Raw genomic sequence first — 17,314 nt, forward strand, 5'->3', positions numbered from 1 at the left:
CGCCTCCCGCGCCTCGACGCCGTCCGGTCAGGGAAGCGCCGAGAAACCGCGCAGCAGCGCCGCCGCGATCATCGCGGCGAGCTGCGCGTGCCGGTCTTCCCGCGAAACGCCGCCGCTGTCCTGGCACAGCGCCTCATCCTCGCCCTCGGCCCGCAGGATGGCCGCTCCACGCGGCGTGCAAACGCCGAACAGGCTGAACGCGTTCGCGCCCGGCAAGCGGACGTAACGCGCGGTCGGCGCCGCCGCCCCCAACTCCGCCGCCTCCAGCCAAGGGGGCGTTTCCCCCCGCGCGCCCAGATTGATGATGGTGATCGGCGCCGTGATCTCGGCCAGACCATCCCAGGAGAAGCTCCCGCTCAATTCCGGGTCGATGACCACAGCCGTGCGAAAGCGGGAATCGCGGTGGGACCGGATCAACGGCGCGACATCGACCTGACGCAGATCGACCCCCGCCTTGGCGAACCACGCGCAATCCGGCCCCCCGGGGCCGTCGCAGAGGCGCCGGTAACGTTCCGGATCGAGCCGCGCGCCCGCCAAGGCCAGAGAGGAGGCGCCCCCCAGGAAAAACCCCAACGCTCCCACCTTCTCCATATCGGCGTGCGGCTGGATCGAAGGATCGTTTCCCACCACCGACAAGGCCGCCGACAGATCGGCCGGGCGCAAGCCAATCTCGGCGACCGCCCGCGCCGCCTCTCCGGACGTCAACACCGGCGGCTGAACCGCCGCGACGATGTAGCCGCGTTCGGCCAAACGGGCGCTGATCCAGCCGCTTTGATTCGGCGCGGCGCGCAAACCGCCATGGGCGACCACGACAACCGGAAACACGCCGTCGGCGATCGCCGCGTCGCGCAAGGCGGAGACCCCGACAAACACGCTGTTCGCCCCGACGCGCTCAGGCTTCCCGCCGCTTCCGGCGGGATACCACACGGTGAGTGAGAGCGTCGCCCCACGCTCGGGCGCCGAGGCGCTCATCATCCGCACCCCGACCGCGTCGGACGCGCGCGCCGACGGACTCCCCCCGGCGACGCAAAGCGTCAGGAGAGCCAACGCGCAAAGAGACGACAGCGAACGCATGAGACCTCAAGACCAAAGGGAACGAACGTGGCCGCGCGCCAAACTAAGACAGCGCGCCCGCGCTCGACAAGTCCAGCTTCAACCCGATTCTGGGGCGCGCGCAACTTTTGCAACCCAACGCCCGTTTTCACCCCCTTGACCTTCACGGCGGACAGGCCCATTCCTGGCGCATGATGAAGGCCCGCCTCCTCCGCATCGCCGCCGCCTCAGCCCTGGCCCTTGCCGTGTCCGCCGGCATCGCCTGGTGGCAGGTCAACAACGCCACCTCGATGGTGCAAAGCGCGACCAAGAGCGCCGTGCCCATCGGCGGCCCCTTCGCCATGACCGACCACACGGGCAAAGCCGTCACCGACGCCGATTATCGCGGGAAATACCTGCTGATCTATTTCGGCTACACCTATTGCCCGGACGTCTGCCCCACCGAACTGGGCGTCATGGCCAAGGCGCTTGATCTGCTGGGGCGGCAGTCGGACAAGGTCCAGCCCCTGTTCATCTCGGTGGATCCCGAACGCGACACTGTGGCGCATCTGAAGGATTACGTCGCCCTGTTCCACCCCAGCCTGGTGGGCCTCACCGGCACGGCGGAGCAGGTCCGCGACACCGCCCGCGCCTACCGCGTCTATTACGCCAAGGCCCCGCAGAAGGATGGAAAGCCGGAGGATTACCTGATGGATCACTCCAGCTTCATCTATCTGATGGGGCCGGACGGCGGATTCGTCGGAGTCTACCCGGCGGGAACCACGGCCGACCGCATCGCCCAGGACCTTGGCACGCGAATCGCGGGTTGACCGATGAATCCCCCCGTCAAGATGGCCCGGAACAGCGAAAAAGCCCGGTTTTCCGGTCATACCACTTGGTTTTTTGACGCCGCGAAGCGAGACAACACGCCGCAGTGCGGCAAAAACCACGCCGTTTCTGATTTTTCCTTTATATTTCAACGCTTTGCGCAAAGGGTTTTGCGACTTGACAGGGTTGCGCCCCAACCGTATGGTCTCGCCGCTTTCGTATGGCTGCGGGCCAACGGGAATGGTGGGGCGCTGTGACCAACAACACCCCTCCGAATCCGTTGGAAGACCTCGACGCCCGTTTGCGCAAAGCGCGTGAAGGACAACGCGGCTGGTCGGGCGGACCTGGTAGCAAATACCACCGCCCTCCCCAGGGAGCGATGGCCACCGCGTGGCGCATAGGGACGGAGTTGGTGGCGGCCATGATCGTCGGCGTCGGCGGCGGACTCTTGTTCGACCGTTGGCTCGGCACCGCGCCCTGGGGACTGATCGTCATGTTCTTCTTCGGGTCGGCGGCGGGAGTGCTGAATGTCTACCGGGCCGTCACTGGTCTCGGCATCGCCGCCGGCTATGGCCGGCCCATTGGGGACGACAACGAGCGCCAAGACGGCGACGCACACTGAGCGAGGACGACCTTGGATCCGCTTCACCAGTTCCAAATCAACCCGTTGTTCCAGATCGTGCTCGGCGGTTACGACGTGTCGTTCACGAACTCCGCCCTGTTCATGGTCGTGGCCGTGGCGCTGATCTACGCGCTGCTGGTCGTCGGCATGGCGAACAAGTCGATGGTTCCCGGCCGTTTGCAGTCGCTGGCCGAGGTGTCCTACGAATTTGTCGCCGGTCTGGTCCGCGACAACGCCGGGCACGACGCCAAGCCCTACTTCCCCTTCGTGTTCTCGATCTTCATGTTCGTGTTGATCGGCAACATGATCGGCATGATCCCCTACACCTTCACCTTCACCAGCCACATCATCGTGACGTTCGCGCTGGCGGCGACGGTGTTCGTGTTCGTCACGATCCTGGCCCTCATCAAGCACGGCCTGCATTTCTTCTCCTTCTTCATGCCGCACGGCGCTCCGGTGGCGCTCGCCCCGATCCTCATCCCGATCGAGGTGATCTCCTACGTGATGCGCCCCGTCAGCCTCTCGATCCGACTGTTCGCCAACATGATGGCCGGTCACACGATGCTGAAGGTGTTCGCCGGCTTTACGGTTCTGATGATCAGCGGCCTTGGCGCGCTGGGCTTCGTCACCGGCCTCGTCCCGCTGGCCATCAACGTCGCGTTGACCGGCTTCGAGTTCCTGGTCGCGTTCCTGCAAGCCTACGTCTTCTCGATCCTGACCTGCCTGTACATCCGCGACGCGCTGGAACTGCACTAACCAAACCGCGATCCAGCCTGTCTTCTCCCTGTTCCATTGAGTTCACACTTACCTAGAGGAATGAGTACCATGGAAGCTGAAGCCGCCAAGTTCATCGGTGCCGGTCTGGCCGTTATCGCCCTCGCCGGCGTCGGCCTGGGTATCGGCAACATCTTCTCGACGCTCATCAGCTCGATCGCCCGCAACCCGGCCGTCCAGCCGAAGGTTTTCCCGATCGGCATTCTGGGCTTCGCTCTGACGGAAGCCGTCGCGCTGTTCGCCCTGCTGATCGCCTTCCTGATCCTGTTCGCCTAAGGCCAGAGCGGCTCTTTACAAAACAACGCTCTGACGCGGCGCCGAGCTTCCTTCGGGACGTTGCGGCGCCGCTCCTTTGCCTAGGGGGACCGATCATGCCGAACCTGTTGGCCAAAGGCCGGCTGGCCCGCTGGTCGGGTGTGGCGGGCGTTTCGCTCGTCACCCTCACCACGATGGCTGGCACTGTCCTGGCGGCTGCGGCGGAGCACGCTCCGGACGCGGCGCACGGCGGCGAGCACGCTTCCGGCGGCCTGCCGCAGCTCAATCCCGCCAATTTCCCGACCCAGATCTTCTGGTTGGCGCTGACCTTCGGCGTTCTCTACTACCTCATGTCCAAAAAAGCGCTCCCGCGCGTGGCTGAGGTTCTGGAGGCGCGGCAAGAGCGCATTTCGCGCGACCTCGCCAAGGCCGCCCAGTTGAAGGAAGAGGCCGAGGCCGTTCTGGCCCAGGTCGAGAAGTCCCTCGCCGGCGCCCGCGCCGAGGCGTTGACCCTCATCGGTCAGGCCAGCGCGGAGATCGAGGCGAACAATCAGACCCGTCAGGCCGCGCTCAACGCCGACCTCGCCGCCCGTCTGACCGCCGCCGAAGCCTCCATCGCCTCGGCCAAGGAACAGGCCGTCGCCAACGTCCGCATCGCATCGGCCGACATCGCCCGCGACATCGCCAGCCGCTTGGCTGGAATCGACGTCGACTCGGCGCAGGCCGAAGCCGCTGTGGCCGCCGTGATTGAGGAGCGCCGGTGATGATCCAAAAGCCTGAATTCTGGGTCGCCGTCTCCTTCGTCATTTTCATGGCTCTGGTGTGGAAAAAGGCGTCGGCGGCGATCTCCGCCCTGCTCGACGCCCGCGCCGCCAAGATCCGCGCCGAACTGGACGAGGCCGAGCGTCTGCACAAGGACGCTCTCGCCCTGCTCAGCGGCTATCAGCGCCGTCAGGCCGACGCGCTGAAAGAAGCGGAAGCCATCCTCTCCCACGCCCGCGAAGAAGCGGCCCGTCTGCGCGCGCAGGCCGGCGCCGATCTTGAGGCGGCGTTGAAGCGTCGCGAGACGCAGGCCATGACGCGCATCGCCCAGGCGGAAGCCGCTGCGGTGTCCGAAGTGCGCAACCTGACCGTCGATGTCGCCATTGGCGCCAGCCGTCGCATTCTGGCCAGCGGCCTCCAGGCCGCCCAGGCGGATCAACTGATCGAGCAATCGATCACCGAACTGCCGAAGCACCTGCATTGATCGCACACGCATAACTGTCTTCGGATCCGCCGCCCTGTTTGTTGCGGGATCGAGAACAGAGTTTCGGAAAACCCCAGCCTAGCCGCTGGGGTTTTTCTTTGGTCCAATGGTCCCCAGCCCCACATCATGCTGGCTGCGCCCCATGGCCCGGCTGGAGTCCGCCCCGATCATGACCGCTTTTCCCTCCGTGTTCGTTTCCCACGGCGCCCCCACCCTGATCCTGGAAAACAGCCCTGGCCGCGACTTCCTGGCCGGGCTGGGCGCCCGACTCGGACGCCCCAGCGCCGTTCTCGCCGTCTCGGCTCATTGGACCACCCGGCGACCGGCGGTCAGCCGCGCCGCCGCGCCGGAAACCGTCCATGACTTCTACGGCTTCCCCGACGCGCTCTACCGGCTGCGCTACCCGGCCCCCGGCGCGCCCGCGCTGGCCGAGCGGGTCGCCGGTCTGACCGGCGCCGTCCTGGATCCCGCTCAAGGGCTGGATCACGGCGCTTGGGTCCCGATGATGCTGATGTACCCCGAGGCCGACATTCCGGTGGCGCAGGTCGCGGTTCAACCGGGGCGCAGCGCCGCCGACCACATCGCCATGGGGCGGCAATTGGCCGCGCTGCGCCGTGAAGGCGTGTTGATTTTGGGCAGCGGCGGCGCGGTCCACAATCTGCGGGAGTTCCAGTTCGGCGGCGTCGGCGTGGCGCGCTGGGCCAGCGATTTCGCCAACTGGCTCGACGCGACGTTGGCCGCTGGCGATTCCCAGGCGCTCGCCGAGTGGCAAACCCGCAGCCCCGACGCCCGCCGCGCCCACCCCAGCGACGAGCATTTCCTGCCTCTGCCGGTCGCCTTCGGCGCCGCTGGCGAGGGCGCAAGGGCCGAACGGCTGCACGCCGGGTTCGAGCATGGCAGCATCGGCATGCAGGCCTACGCCTTTTCCAACCCGATGGACGGAGATTAACCACCACTTGCCTGTTTGCGGGACGGACGCGTCAAGCTACAATCCCGCCCGCGCGGCGGCCCATCGCCCCGCGCTTTTTTGGATTGGACATCGCGTGCGGGAGTTGGCGTGAAGCGGAGCGGCATTCTGTCCCGGAGCGGCGGCCTGCCCCGATTCCGCGCGATGACCGTGGCCTCCCGAATTTCGGTCGGCTTCGGCGTGGCGCTGGCTTTGGTGCTGGCGCTGACCATCGTCGGCCTCGGTTGGTTCTACGCGGTGAGCCGCGACGTCGGCGTTTTTTCCAACAGCGCCAACATGTCGCAGACGGCGGCCGACGCCGACATCGCCTTGCGCGATCTTGAGGTGTCGGTTCGCGACCATCTGACCTATGGCGACGACCAGAGTCGGCTTGACGCCACCTTGCGCCACGACAGCATCAACGAGCGGCTCGCGGCGTTGACCAAGGCGGCGACCGATCCCGCCGATCAAAAGGCGCTGGCCAAGGCCGCCGCCTCGGTCACGGAATATTGGACGGCCGTCCAGCGCGTCATCGCCCTGCGGGACGACCGCAACACCCGAATCATCACCGCCTTGGAACCTCTGGTCAGCCAGACCCGCGAGAAGCTTGGGCAGTTGAAGAACGCCGGTGGAGTCGATTCGACGGCCCTGGCCAGCGACGCCGCCATCGCCGTGCTGCTGATGCAAGAGCATCTGTCCCGCTACATCGAGCGCCGCGACCCGCTGGACGCTGAAAAGATGCGGACGGAATTGGCCGCCGCCCGCAACAAGCTGGCGGAAATGAACCGCTATCTCTGGGTTCCCGGCACCCGCCAGATCATCGGCGAGGTCAGCGATCTGCTGGTCAAGGTCGAAGACAACCTGACCCAGATCGAAGCCACGCTGGTTGAAGAAGATGGGCTGCGCGCCGACGCCATGGCCCCGAACGCCGCCGGAATCGCGGCCAACATCGGCGAGGTGCGCCTCCGCGCCGATGGTGGAGCCGACGGGCTGCGCAGCGCGCTCACCGCCAGCATGGGCGGCTACACCAAGATCGCCCTGTCCATCGGCGGCGTCATTCTGCTGATCGGGCTGCTGGCGGTGTGGCTGATCCAGCGCAGCGTTGGGCGCCCCGTCCACAGCATGGCCGACGCGGTGACGGCGTTGGCCGCTGGACAGACCAATTTTCCCCTGCCCGCCATCCGGGGCGACGACGAAATCGCCGCCATGGCGCGCGCCGTTCACCGCCTGCGCGCCACCGCCGAGGCTGCCGAACGCGAGCGGCAGGAAACCGAGATTCAGACGAGCGCCTTGTTGCGCGACAAAGCCCGCGCCGAGAACGCCAACGAGGCCAAGACCAATTTCATGGTCAACATGGGCCAACAACTGCACAGCCCGTTGACCGACATCATCCAATCCAGCCAAACGTTGATGAGCGAGTTGCACCGGCTGGGCGTGACCGAGTTGGCGACCGACGTCGAGCACATCCAGTGGACCGGCGAGCAGTTGGTCGGGCTGGTCGATTCGCTGCTCGATTACGCCAAGATCGAGGCCGGGACGATGGACGTCTGCCTTCAGGATTTCGACGTCAACCGCCTGCTGGTCGAGGTCCGCGAACGCAGCCTGCCCAACGCCGATTTGCACGACAACAGCCTGGACATCGCCGCCGACGCCGGGCTGGGCGCCATGCACTCCGACTTCACCAAGGTGCGGCAAGCGCTGCTGAACCTGCTGGACAACGCCTGCAAATTCACCCAGAGCGGCGCGATCACCCTGGGGGCCGAAAAGACCGAGCGCGACGGCGCGCCCTGGTTCCGTTTCACCGTGACCGACAGCGGGCGCGGTTTCGCCAGCGCGCAAACCGGGCGCCTGTTCCAACCCTTCGTCCAAGGCGGCGCGGCGCCGACCAACGGCAAGCGGCGCGGCGCCGGTCTGGGCCTCACCCTAGTCGGCCATTACACCGCCATGCTGGGCGGCGACATCGAAGTGGCGAGCGAACCGGGGCAAGGCACCCGCATCACCTTGACCCTGCCCGCCGTTTACCAGCCCCCGGCGGAGGAACGCCCCCTGCGACTCGACGCCATCGACGGCGCTCCCCCGTTGCTGCGCGTCGCGTCCTACAAACCGATGGCGCAACTGACGCCGTAAGAACGGTCACGCGCGCGGGCGCGCGGTGTCTTCCGGGGCGTCGCTGTCGTCGATGGGTTGGCCGTACTTCATCCGACGCATCTTGTCGGCCACCCGCGCGATTTCGGCGGGCGGCAGGATCACCGGCTCGCCAAGCTGTTGGGCGTGGAGATATTGGCGGGCCAGCGTTTCAACCTCCACCGCCAAGGCCAACGCCGCTTTCACGCTTTTGCCCAACACGATCATGCCGTGGTTCGCCAGCAGGCAGGCCAACCGCCCGTCCAACGCGGCGAGCGCGTGGTCGGACAGTTCTTGCGTCCCGAAGGTGGCGTAGGGCGCGCAGCGGATCGAATCGCCGCCAGCCAGCGCCACCATGTAATGAAAGCTGGGAATGCCGTGGCCATGCACGGCCAGCGCCGTGGCGAAAGTCGGGTGCGCGTGCAGCACGACGTCCACGTCGGCGCGGGCGCGCAGAATGTCGCGGTGGAACCGCCATTCCGACGACGGGCGACGCGCGCCGACATAGGTTCCGTCGAAGCCCATCGCGACGATGTCCTCCGGCGTCATCTCGTCATAGGGCAGGCTGGTCGGGGTGACGAGAAAGCCGTCGGCGACCCGAATCGACAGATTGCCCGACGAACCTTGATTGACGCCCAGCCGGTTCATGGCGAGGCAGGCGTCGATGATCGCCCGGCGTTCAGTCCGATTGGCAAGCTCAGTCATCAGGGAGTGTCTCCGTCAGGATCGCAGCGGCAGCGAGCCAGATCGGCGGGGCGGCGTCAAGAGCGTCGGGCCGGTTCGGTTTTTTCCCCCTCCCCGACCCTCCCCCGCTTCGCGGGAGAGGGAGATGCCGCGCAAAGCTCCCTCCCCCCCGCAAAAGGGAGGAGGGGGCGCGCAATCAAAAATCACTCCGCCGGGGTTCCGTGGCCGTGGTGGTGGCCGGGCTTCTCGCCGGTGACTTCCTCCACCCACAGGGAATGATGCTCGCGCGCCCATTGCAGTTCGACCTGCCCATCGCCCATGGCGGCGAAGGCCCCCTCCATGCCGACCGAACCGATGTAGATGTGGGCGACGATGATGGCGATCATGATGATGGCGATGGCCGCGTGCCCCAACTGGAACAGTTGCAACTCGGCCAGGGTGGCGAAGCTGAAGGGGAAGATCAGTTGCACGCCAGTGAAGGCCAGCATTCCGCCGCCGACCACGGTGGACCAGAAAATCACCTTCTGGCCGCCGTTGAACTTGCGGGCCGGGGGGTGAACGCCCTTGGAAAACAGGCCGCCCGCCTTCAGGAACCACACCAGATCATGGCGTTCGGGAATGTTGTGGCGCACCCACAAGAGGAAGATCAACAGCAGCCCTAGGATGAAGGCGAAGCCAAGGAAATTGTGGGCGAGCTTGCCGTAATGGGTCAACGTCGCGAAGGGTTGCGGCCCCAACAGCGGCAACAGGGTGTGACGCCCGTACAGCAGATTGAGTCCCGACACCGCCAACACGACGAAGCTGCCCGCCGTCAACCAATGGGCGCCGCGTTCAAAGGCGTTGAAGCGCTGGATGGTTTTGCCGGTCTTGGCCCCGTCGATGCGAATCCGCCCGCGCAGCAGGAAAAACAGCGCCAGAACCGCGAAAACCCCGCCCAACACCCAGGACCCATACTGGCTGAGCGGCCCATTCCGCAGGGCGCGCCACGCCTCCCCCTCCGACTGGATCAGCACGGCGGCTTTTTTGTCGGGAATCGAGACGACGCCCACCGTCTGGCCGGTCCGCACCGCCTGCCAGACGTCGCCCCGATTCACCCCTTCGATCTGGGTCGGCACCGGCGGCGCGTCGCTGGGAGCGGCCAGCGCCGGAGCGGCGACCGCCAACCCGCCGACAAGAGCCAGAGCCGTCATGAAAAGGGGCAGGCGCCGCGTCATCGTGTCTCTCCCGCTCAGAATCGTTGAGTCGCGGCGCGCTGCTGGAGCGCCCGCAACTCGTCTTCGGTGCGCGGCGTGTCGGGGGCGCCCTGGTAGACGCCCTTCTCAATGTGGATCGGTCGCGGCGCCGACTCCTCCTGGCACCCGGCCAGCAGGGCGATGGACGCCGCCGCGATCAGGGAAAGACCACGCATGGTCATTGCCCCTGCTTGCGCTCGCGAAGCTGGTCGCGCTCCTGGCCGTTCTTAGTCTGGTACGCCGTGCCCCAACCCCAGGCGCCGGAGCCAAAACCACGGGCGACGACGCGCTCGCGGTAGATGTCCGACACCTTGTCGGCGTCACCGGCCAACAGCGCCTTGGTGGAGCACATTTCGGCGCACAGCGGCAGCTTGCCTTCGGCCAGACGGTTGCGCCCGTATTTCTTGAACTCGGCGTCGGACATGTCCTCTTCCGGGCCGCCGGAGCAGAAGGTGCATTTGTCCATCTTGCCGCGCGTGCCGAAATTTCCCGCCTGCGGGTATTGCGGCGCGCCGAACGGGCAAGCGTAGAAGCAATAGCCGCAGCCGATGCACAGATCCTTGTTGTGCAGCACCACGCCCTGGTCGGTCTGATAGAAGCAATCGACCGGACAGACCGCCTTGCACGGCGCGTCGGAGCAATGCATGCAGGCGACGGAGATCGTCCGTTCGCCCGGCTTGCCGTCATTGATGGTCACGACCCGGCGGCGGTTGACGCCCCAGGGAACCTCATGCTCGTTTTTGCAGGCGGTGACGCAGGCGTTGCATTCGATGCAGCGTTCCGCGTCGCACAGGAATTTCATGCGGGCCATGGTTCAGCGCTCCCGTGCTCAAACCGCCGCGATGCGGCAAAGGGTGGTTTTGGTTTCCTGCATCTGCGTCACTGAATCATAGCCATAGGTCGTGGCGGTGTTCGCCGCCTCGCCCAGCACGATCGGGTCGGCCCCCTTGGGGTATTTCGACCGCAGATCCTGCCCCTGATACCAGCCGCCGAAATGGAAGGGCATGAAGGCGACGCCGCGCCCCACCCGTTCCGTCACCATCGCCTTGACCTTGACGCGGCCCTTCTCGGCTCCTTCGACCCACACCATCTGGCCGTCCTTGATCCCGGCGTTGTTGGCGTCGAACGGGTTCAGTTCCACGAACATGTCCTGCTGCAACTCGGCCAGCCAGGGGTTGGACCGGGTCTCGTCGCCGCCGCCCTCATACTCGACCAAACGGCCCGAGGTGAGGATGATCGGGTATTCCTTGGACACGTCGCGGTCCTGAATCGACTTGTAGAGCGTCGGCAGGCGCCAGGATTTGGTGTCTTTGTAGGTCGGGTAGCTGGCGACCAGATCGCGGCGCGGGGTGTAGAGCGGTTCGCGATGGATCGGCACCGGATCGGGGAAGTTCCAGGCGACGCAGCGCGCCTTGGCGTTGCCCGGCGGGTTCAGGCCGTTCTTGACCGCCACGCGCTGGATGCCGCCCGACAGGTCGGTGGTCCAGGACACCGCGCCGATCTTCTCGCCGCCGATCTTCTGGATGACCGCCAGCTCTTCCGCCGTCAGATCCTTGTCGAATCCCAGCTTTTGCAGCATCGCCATGGTGACTTCCGGGTAGCCGTCCTTGATCGGCGAGCCTTCCGGGTAGGAGCCTTCGGCCAGCAGGGTCACGCCGTTGCGCTCCACCCCGAAACGGGCGCGGAAGGCGCCGCCGCCCTCGGCCACCGGCAACGAGGTGTCGTACAGGTTGGCGCTGCCCGGATGCTTCATCTCCGGCGTTCCCCAGCAGGGCCAGGGCAGGCCGAAGAACTCGCCGTCGCACGGGCCGCCGACGGCGCGCAGCGTCGTCTTGTCGAAGGTCGCCTGATGCTGCATGTGCAGTTTCATGCGCTCCGGCGACTGGCCGGTGTAGCCGACCGACCACATGCCGCGATTCCACTCGCGCGTGATGTCCTCGATCAGCGGCTCATTGCCGTTGACCTTGATGTTCTTGAACAGATCCTTGTCGTAACCGAATTTCTTGGCGAAGAGACACATGATCTCGTGATCGGTCTTCGCCTCGAACAACGGTTCGATGATCTTTTCGCGCCATTGCACCGAGCGGTTCGACGCGGTCGCCGAGCCGTAGGTCTCGAACTGGGTGGCGGCGGGCAGCAGATAGAAATTGTCCTTCCGATCCGACAGCACCGCCGTCATCGTCGGGTAGGGATCGACGACGACGAGAAGCTCCAGCTTCTCCATCGCCTTCTTCATTTCCGGCAAACGCACCTGGCTGTTCGGCGCGTGGCCCCAGAAGACCATCGCCTTCAGGGATTCCGGCTGGTCCATGTTCTCCTTGGCTTCCAGGACGCCGTCGTACCAGCGCGACACCGGAATGCCGGTTCTCTCCATCAATTCTTTGGACGCGAAGCGGGCGAGGAGGCTGTCATAGGGCAGATCCCACACGCGCGCCCAATGTTTCCACGCGCCGTCGGCCAAACCGTAATAGCCGGGCAAGCTGTCCGACGTGACGCCGAAGTCGGTCGCGCCCTGGACGTTGTCGTGGCCACGGAAAATGTTGGTGCCGCCGCCCGACACGCCGATGTTGCCCAGCGCCAATTGCAGGACGCAATAGGCGCGCGTGTTGTTGTTGCCGATGTGGTGCTGGGTGCCGCCCATGCACCAGACCAACGTGCCGGGCCGGTTGGACGCCAGCGTGCGGGCGACGCGCTTGAGCTGCGATCCGGGAACGCCGGTCACGCGCTCCACCTCCGCCGGGGTCCATTTGGCGACCTCGGCGCGGATGTCGTCAAAGCCGTAGACGCGCTTGGCGATGTACTCCTTGTCCTCCCAGCCATTCTCCAGAATGTGCCAGAGGATGCCCCAGATCAGGCCGACGTCGGTGCCGGGACGGAAACGGATGTACTCGTCGGCCTTGGCGGCGGTGCGGGTGAAGCGCGGATCGGCGACGATCAGCGGCGCGTTGTTCTGCTCCTTGGCCTTCAGGATGTGGAGCATCGACACCGGGTGCGCCTCGGCGGCGTTGGAGCCGATGAAGAACAGCGCCTTCGACTTCTGGATGTCGTTGTAGCTGTTCGTCATGGCGCCATAGCCCCAGACGTTGGCCACGCCCGCCACCGTCGTCGAATGGCAGATGCGCGCCTGATGATCGACGTTGTTGGTGCCCCAAAGAGCGGCGAATTTGCGGAACAGATAGGCCTGTTCGTTGCTGTGCTTGGCCGACCCCAGCCAGAACACCGCATCGGGGCCGGATTTCTGCCGGATCTCCAGCAGCTTGTCGCCGACCTCCTGAATCGCCTGATCCCAGGAGACGCGGGTCCAGACGCCGTTGACCATCTTCATGGGATAGCGCAGGCGGCGTTCGCCATGCGCGTGTTCGCGCACCGACGCGCCCTTGGCGCAATGGGCGCCCAGATTGATCGGGCTGTCGAAACCGGGTTCCTGGCCGATCCACACGCCGTTCTGAACCTCGGCCACCACGGTGCAGCCGACCGAACAATGGGTGCAGATGGTCTTGAGCTGTTTGATCGGCGCGCCAGCGGCGGCGGTCGCCGGACCGGCGGCGTCCGCCTTCTTCACCATGCCGAAGGGCATCGTCGCGGCGAGCGCCGCGCCGCCAGCGGCCAGACCGGAACCGCGCAGGAAGGCGCGGCGGTCCACCGTGGCCCCAGTGACGGCGCCGACGGTCTGCGACAGGCTGCGGGACAGATGACGGCCACCGGCGGCGGCCGCGCTTTTCTTGATGAGCATCGGGGCGATCCTCTTAGAAGCGGCTCAGCTCATAGACCTTCCGAACATGGTCGGTCTCGCGGTAGCCCGTGGTGGTGGTGGAATCGGCTGGCGCGGCTTCGGCGGGTCCGGTGACGGCGACCGCCCCGACGGCGACGGCGCCCAGCGCGCCGACGCCAAGACCGGCGACGCGGAACAGGTCGCGCCGCGCCACCGCGCTGTTGGGCTTATCCGTCTTGTCCCGGTCCATCATGGTCTCGCTCCCGTCCATCACGCCGCAAGGTCGAAGGCCCGGCCCTCGACCGCCAAAAACTGTTCGCCGACCGCCCCGACCGCCCGATAAAAGCGCGCCGAGGGCGAGGTCTGGAGATCCGCGAAAAACCGCCCGGCCCACGAGCCGATGTGACGGTCGTAAAAGCGCCGCTGTTCACGCAGATCCGCCGCGTCGCCAAACGCGCCGCCGATCAGCCCGGCCATCATCTCGAACAGCGCGGCCAGATGGTCTTCCGGCTCGCACACCCCGTCGGCGCGCGCGACGCCCAACCGGGCCATGTCGTCGCGCAGTTCGGCCAGCGGCTTTTCGTTCATGAAGCCGGTCAAATAATACGAGGCGTAGGGTAGCCGTTCGCTGCCGCCGACGCCGATGAAGAGGATGGTGTGTTCCGCCGCCACCGCCGCCGCGCCGTCATCGCGCGCCGCGCTGGCCAAGCGATCAAGCGCGTCGCCGAAGGGGCCGCCGTCGCCACGAATTTCCGACAAACCGGCCAGCAGATCGGCGTCGGGCGGCGCGCGCAGCAGGCGGGCGAGCAGGCCGTAGAGGCGCGCGCGCAGCAACTCCTCCTCCGCCAAGGGGACGGAGTCCGTGTCGTCAACCGCGTGATCGGCGCTCATGGCCACAGGCCGAAATCCTCCCCAACCCACATGGCACAGGCTTTGCGGCGCGGCGCGCGGGGCCTCGCCAAATGGTCCAACCGGACCCTCGCCCGTTTTGGTGCATCTGCGAAAAGCCTTTGCTGGACAGAGGCTTAACACGGCAGATATCGTTAATAAGAAAGCCCGGTTGGACGCTTTGTCAACAAAGGACAGGGCGGAAAAATGGCCCAAACCACTCTTTCTGAAAGCGCTATGCTCGCGCTGTCAGAGCGCCCCTTGCGTTGTAAGGGGCGCGATGGGATGCGGCGTTTTGCCTCAGACGCGCGGGGGCGGCGCGTCCTCCCTCTCCCCCAAATTTTCTCCAGGGCTGAGAGGGGCGGGGTGAGGGGGATCGGCGGCGAGGACAGAGTCGGCGAGCGGAGTCTCGACCGGCGGGGGCAACGTGTCAGTCGGGTTGGCAAGGTCCGGCAACGCCTCACTCTCACCCCGGCCCTCTCCCCGAGAGGGAGATTCCGGGTCATCGGTCAGAAAGCCGCGCCCGACGCGGTAGAGCGTTTTCACCGGCTCGCTCAGGTCGAACAGGCCGGTGTAGTCGTCGGCGTAGTCCTTCAACCCGTCGTCGTTGGCGTAAACCGGGTCGGAGGTCCACAGCTTGCGCAGCGCCTGACGGTGAAGATCCTCCGGCACGTCGGCGCGCAGGAAGGGCGTGAAGTCGGACTCGGCGGTCAGATCCTCAAGCGCGGGCAGATTGGCCAGAGGATCGGCGGCCTCGTCCACCGAAGGCGGCGGCGCGTCCCCCTCCGTCTCCACCAACGCCGCCGCGACCGGCGGATCAGTGGTTGGCGGCGCGGGATCCGGCGGCGTCGCCGAGGCGCGCTTCAACCGCGACCAGCGCGACAGGAACGCTTCGTCGCTCATCGCGGCCCACCGCCCCGTTTGCCGTCCTTGTCGAAATGGCGTTTGCGCTCGCGCTTCTCGAACGGGACGTCGACATGGTGCTGATCGACGAAATCCCGGACCAAAGCGGCGATGTCCGGCGGCATCGGCACGGTTTCCACCACGTCCATGCCGACCTGATAGCCCTCCCCCTCATGGGCGGACGCGGTGACGACGACGGGGACCATCCGCTCGCCATCCGCGTCCCCATCCATGTCGGGGCGCAGCACCACCCACAGGCGGGGCGGTTCCTGCGACAGATTCAGGCGGTAGCCTTCGGTGTCGGTGCGGAACAGCTCCAGTTCCAGCGTCGCCGCGTGGGTGTGGGTCCAGCCCTCGCCCGCGCGCAGAACGCGGCCCGGCGGATCGACCGGCCCCGCGCCGGGAATCACCGCCGCCACCCGCCAGCACCATTCGGCCCACGGGCTGGTCGAGGCGCGACGCTCCACCACGATGCCCAACGGCAGGGTTTCGATGCGCTTCAGCGGTTCCGGGGCCGGATCGTCGATCACCGCGAAGCCCCCCACACCAAGAGCCGTTCGGCCTCTTCGATGTCCTCGGGCCGGTTGGCGTTGAAGAAGGGATCGACCGGATCAATGGAGAAATCGGCCACCGCCAGCCGGTAGCGCCCGGTCCAGGAATCCACCTTGCGCACCCCCTCCTCCTCCACGGCGCGGCGCAGATCGGCGGCCAGCGCCACCGGCCACAGCCCGAAGACCGGATGCGTCTGCCCATCGGAGCGGGCGCAGGCGAGATCGGCCCCCTCGCGCTCCACCGCCGCCGTCAAGCGGGCCACCAGATCGCCCGGCAGAAAGGGCGCGTCGGTGGCGAAGGTGACGACCCAACGGGCGCCCGGCGCGTGGTCGCGCGCCCATTCCAGCCCGGTCAACACCCCGGCCAACGGCCCCGGATAGCCGCCGACCACGTCCGCCGCCACCGGCAGGCCGAATGGAGCGAAACGCGCCGGGTCGCCGTTGGCGTTCAGCACCAGCGCGCCGACCTGCGGACGGGCGGCGTCGATGACGCGCTCCAGAATCGTCCGCCCGGCCAACCGCTGCAAATTCTTGTCGCCGCCCCCCATCCGGCGCGACAGCCCGCCAGCCAGCAGCAACCCCACCACCTCACTCATCCGCGCGGCCCCCCTTGCGCCCGTGCCTTTGGTCTTCCTCACCCGCTGCGGCGGGGTCGGCGTCGAAGATCAAGCGGTCGGTTCCGGCCAGCGCCAGAAAACGCCGCCCCTTGGCCCGTCCGACCAGGGTCACGTTGGCCTGACGCGCCAACTGCACCCCCCAAGCGGTGAAGCCGGAGCGGGAAATCAGGATCGGAATCCCCATCTGCACCGTCTTGATGACCATTTCGGAGGTCAAACGACCCGTCGTGTAAAAGATTTTGTCGGCGACCGAAACATGATTCAGATGCATCCACCCGGCCACCTTGTCCACCGCGTTGTGCCGCCCGACATCCTCCATATAGACCAGCGGGCGGTCCTCCTGGCACAACACGCAGCCATGGATCGCCCCGGCCTCCAGATACAGACTCGGCGTCAGATTGATCGCCTTGGAGAGCGCGTAGATCCAGGAGGTGCGCAGGCGGGCGTCGGGCGGCAGCCGCACCGTCTCGAACACCTCCATCACGTCGCCAAAGGCGGTGCCCTGGGCGCAGCCCGAGGTCAGGGTCTTTTTCTTCAGCTTGGCTTCGTAATCGGTGGCGCGTTCGGTGCGGACGACCACCGTGTCGGTCTCCTCGTCCACATCGATGGCGGTGATGCGGTCGTCGCGTCGCAGCATGTTCTGGTTCAGCAGATAGCCGACCGCCAGACACTCCGGGTAATCGCCGATCGTCATCATGGTGACGATCTCCTGCCCGTTCAGATAGAGCGTCAGCGGGCGCTCGACGGTGACGGAGGTTTCGACCGGGCGTCCGTCCTGGTCCAGGCCGGACACGCGTTCGGTCAGCTTGGGGTTCGCCGGATCCGGCTGTATGGTGAGGGGCGTGTCGCTCATGCGGCCAAGCATGGGCGACCGCCGTCGCGGCGGCAAGCCCAACCATC

General features: G+C 66.5%; 20 protein-coding genes. 8 read left to right on the forward strand and 12 right to left on the reverse strand.

The window, feature by feature from the left end; genetic code table 11:
* Positions 1 to 27: 27 nt before the first annotated feature.
* On the reverse strand, positions 28 to 1,074 hold the full coding sequence (locus tag ACODS4_RS12440) for an alpha/beta hydrolase family protein (protein WP_488864030.1): 1,047 nt from the start codon (positions 1,072 to 1,074) through the stop codon (positions 28 to 30).
* Between the two features lie 170 nt (positions 1,075 to 1,244).
* Here ACODS4_RS12440 and ACODS4_RS12445 point away from each other — a divergent pair, with 170 nt between their 5' ends.
* The 8 genes from ACODS4_RS12445 (at position 1,245) to ACODS4_RS12480 (ending at position 7,830) form a co-directional block, all read left to right on the forward strand.
* Positions 1,245 to 1,862 (forward strand): SCO family protein, encoded by a 618-nt coding sequence (locus ACODS4_RS12445; protein ID WP_488864032.1) that lies wholly within the window; start codon positions 1,245 to 1,247, stop codon positions 1,860 to 1,862.
* 251 nt (positions 1,863 to 2,113) lie between these two features.
* Complete coding sequence (locus ACODS4_RS12450) at positions 2,114 to 2,482, forward strand: AtpZ/AtpI family protein (protein ID WP_488864034.1); 369 nt, start codon at positions 2,114 to 2,116, stop codon at positions 2,480 to 2,482.
* 12 nt (positions 2,483 to 2,494) lie between these two features.
* Positions 2,495 to 3,238 carry a F0F1 ATP synthase subunit A gene (locus ACODS4_RS12455; RefSeq protein WP_298364488.1) on the forward strand — a complete coding sequence of 248 codons (744 nt, stop codon included), beginning with the start codon at positions 2,495 to 2,497 and terminating at the stop codon, positions 3,236 to 3,238.
* Positions 3,239 to 3,307: 69 nt separating this feature from the next.
* Positions 3,308 to 3,532, forward strand: coding sequence for an ATP synthase subunit C family protein (locus ACODS4_RS12460; protein WP_119830065.1), 225 nt, complete (start codon positions 3,308 to 3,310; stop codon positions 3,530 to 3,532).
* 95 nt (positions 3,533 to 3,627) lie between these two features.
* Positions 3,628 to 4,275: a F0F1 ATP synthase subunit B family protein gene (locus tag ACODS4_RS12465; RefSeq protein WP_488864037.1), complete on the forward strand. Its 648-nt coding sequence runs from the start codon at positions 3,628 to 3,630 to the stop codon at positions 4,273 to 4,275.
* Positions 4,275 to 4,757 (forward strand): F0F1 ATP synthase subunit B family protein, encoded by a 483-nt coding sequence (locus ACODS4_RS12470; protein WP_488864039.1) that lies wholly within the window; start codon positions 4,275 to 4,277, stop codon positions 4,755 to 4,757. Before ACODS4_RS12465 ends, ACODS4_RS12470 begins: the two co-directional genes overlap by 1 nt.
* Before the next feature lie 169 nt (positions 4,758 to 4,926).
* Positions 4,927 to 5,706, forward strand: coding sequence for a DODA-type extradiol aromatic ring-opening family dioxygenase (locus tag ACODS4_RS12475; protein ID WP_488864041.1), 780 nt, complete (start codon positions 4,927 to 4,929; stop codon positions 5,704 to 5,706).
* A gap of 162 nt (positions 5,707 to 5,868) precedes the next feature.
* Positions 5,869 to 7,830, forward strand: a complete 1,962-nt coding sequence (locus ACODS4_RS12480) for an ATP-binding protein (RefSeq protein ID WP_488864043.1) — start codon at positions 5,869 to 5,871, stop codon at positions 7,828 to 7,830.
* Between the two features lie 6 nt (positions 7,831 to 7,836).
* On the opposite strand, the gene ACODS4_RS12485 is transcribed toward ACODS4_RS12480, so the two are convergent.
* From ACODS4_RS12485 to fdhD, 11 genes are all read right to left on the reverse strand, one after another.
* Positions 7,837 to 8,532 (reverse strand): class II aldolase/adducin family protein, encoded by a 696-nt coding sequence (locus ACODS4_RS12485; protein WP_488864045.1) that lies wholly within the window; start codon positions 8,530 to 8,532, stop codon positions 7,837 to 7,839.
* A 182-nt stretch (positions 8,533 to 8,714) separates the two neighbouring features.
* On the reverse strand, positions 8,715 to 9,725 hold the full coding sequence (locus ACODS4_RS12490; RefSeq protein WP_488864047.1) for a formate dehydrogenase subunit gamma: 1,011 nt from the start codon (positions 9,723 to 9,725) through the stop codon (positions 8,715 to 8,717).
* A 14-nt stretch (positions 9,726 to 9,739) separates the two neighbouring features.
* Entirely contained in the window at positions 9,740 to 9,919 is a 180-nt protein-coding gene (locus tag ACODS4_RS12495) for a hypothetical protein (RefSeq protein WP_488864049.1), read from the reverse strand.
* A gap of 2 nt (positions 9,920 to 9,921) precedes the next feature.
* Positions 9,922 to 10,554: a formate dehydrogenase FDH3 subunit beta gene (gene fdh3B, locus ACODS4_RS12500; protein ID WP_488864051.1), complete on the reverse strand. Its 633-nt coding sequence runs from the start codon at positions 10,552 to 10,554 to the stop codon at positions 9,922 to 9,924.
* A gap of 18 nt (positions 10,555 to 10,572) precedes the next feature.
* A complete protein-coding gene (locus ACODS4_RS12505; protein WP_488864053.1) occupies positions 10,573 to 13,476 on the reverse strand; it encodes a formate dehydrogenase subunit alpha in 2,904 nt (967 codons plus the stop codon).
* Positions 13,477 to 13,489: 13 nt separating this feature from the next.
* The gene (locus ACODS4_RS12510; protein ID WP_488864055.1) at positions 13,490 to 13,708 is read right to left on the reverse strand and encodes a formate dehydrogenase; all 219 of its coding nucleotides are present in this window, start codon (positions 13,706 to 13,708) and stop codon (positions 13,490 to 13,492) included.
* Positions 13,709 to 13,725: 17 nt separating this feature from the next.
* Positions 13,726 to 14,346 (reverse strand): TorD/DmsD family molecular chaperone, encoded by a 621-nt coding sequence (locus ACODS4_RS12515; RefSeq protein ID WP_488864057.1) that lies wholly within the window; start codon positions 14,344 to 14,346, stop codon positions 13,726 to 13,728.
* A 297-nt stretch (positions 14,347 to 14,643) separates the two neighbouring features.
* Positions 14,644 to 15,246 (reverse strand): DUF3306 domain-containing protein, encoded by a 603-nt coding sequence (locus tag ACODS4_RS12520; protein ID WP_488864059.1) that lies wholly within the window; start codon positions 15,244 to 15,246, stop codon positions 14,644 to 14,646.
* Positions 15,243 to 15,776: a DUF3305 domain-containing protein gene (locus ACODS4_RS12525; RefSeq protein WP_488864061.1), complete on the reverse strand. Its 534-nt coding sequence runs from the start codon at positions 15,774 to 15,776 to the stop codon at positions 15,243 to 15,245. Before ACODS4_RS12525 ends, ACODS4_RS12520 begins: the two co-directional genes overlap by 4 nt.
* The gene (gene mobA, locus ACODS4_RS12530) at positions 15,773 to 16,393 is read right to left on the reverse strand and encodes a molybdenum cofactor guanylyltransferase MobA (RefSeq protein ID WP_488864063.1); all 621 of its coding nucleotides are present in this window, start codon (positions 16,391 to 16,393) and stop codon (positions 15,773 to 15,775) included. The genes ACODS4_RS12525 and mobA overlap by 4 nt, the downstream gene beginning before the upstream one ends.
* Positions 16,386 to 17,267: a formate dehydrogenase accessory sulfurtransferase FdhD gene (fdhD, locus tag ACODS4_RS12535; protein WP_488864065.1), complete on the reverse strand. Its 882-nt coding sequence runs from the start codon at positions 17,265 to 17,267 to the stop codon at positions 16,386 to 16,388. The genes mobA and fdhD overlap by 8 nt, the downstream gene beginning before the upstream one ends.
* Between the last annotated feature and the right edge of the window lie 47 nt (positions 17,268 to 17,314).

Source organism: Azospirillum sp. FG154 (assembly GCF_057809575.1).